Here is a 463-nt window from a genome sequence, read left to right as displayed (position 1 = left end):
CAGCATATTCTCCATATGCATCTTCCACAAAGAAACCTGCTTTTCTATCAGATAAAGTATTAAAATTATTTAAACCAAAATAAGAATAGGCAAAAACACGGTCAGTCAACTGTCCGAAGAGTTGAAAACCAGTTCTTCTAATACCGATGTCTGTTCCACTATTTTTCGCAGTCCCATCAAATGTTGAGCCTGGATTATATTGTGCAGAACGCATCCAAATTTGTGTTAAAAATGTCAGCTTAACAAAACTACTCCCATCCTCATTAAGTGGTAATTTCCTGTCTTTAAAGAAATTAGAGTTTTGAGCATTAACTTGCCATGTCCCTAAAGATAGAAGGCACAAACTAAAAAACGTTTTCACTTTTTCCATTTTAATTTTTTTTATAATATCGAAATAATGTTAATACTTTATCTGATAGAAAAGCAGGTTTCTTTGTGGAAGATGCATATGGAGAATATGCTG

At 33.0% G+C, this 463-nt stretch carries 1 protein-coding gene; it reads right to left on the bottom strand.

Features of this window, described 5'->3' with window-relative positions:
• Positions 1-370, bottom strand: a 370-nt coding sequence (locus tag GB932_RS00770) for a hypothetical protein (protein WP_197517190.1), incomplete at its 3' end; no start/stop codon positions are given.
• Between the last annotated feature and the right edge of the window lie 93 nt (positions 371-463).

Source organism: Microbacterium karelineae, from assembly GCF_009745985.1.
Classification (GTDB): Bacteria; Actinomycetota; Actinomycetes; order Actinomycetales; family Microbacteriaceae; genus Microbacterium; species Microbacterium karelineae.
Note: the sequence above shows the minus strand (reverse complement) of the source record. Positions and strands in the feature narration are given on the sequence as shown.